The 303-nt window shown below is 47.2% G+C and carries 1 protein-coding gene; it reads left to right on the top strand.

Going from position 1 to position 303, the window contains the following annotated elements:
- Positions 1-303 (top strand): cadherin-like beta sandwich domain-containing protein (locus CA600_RS30700; protein WP_143812246.1); only part of this gene is annotated, 303 nt, incomplete at both ends.

The raw sequence follows: 303 nt of genomic DNA on the forward strand, positions 1-303 counted from the left end.
ACGGTAACCCGAGCGGCAAGTTCAGATGCCACACTCCGTGACTTGACCTTAAGCGGAGTAAGAATAAGTCCAGTATTTGCTAGTGGCACATTGACGTACACAGCCAATGTAGTGAACAACGTGTCAAGCACGACCATTTCAGCAACTAAAAATGATAGCACCGCTACGATTGTCGTAGCAGATCTAGGTTGGAAGTCCCTGACTGTAGGAAAGAACATGTTCACCGTTCACATTACAGCAGAAGATGGAACAACGAAAAAGGAATATACCGTGACGGTAACCCGAGCGGCAAGTTCAGATGCC

It is taken from the genome of Paenibacillus sp. VTT E-133280 (genome assembly GCF_002264385.1).
GTDB lineage: Bacteria > Bacillota > Bacilli > Paenibacillales > Paenibacillaceae > Paenibacillus_AQ > Paenibacillus_AQ nitricinens.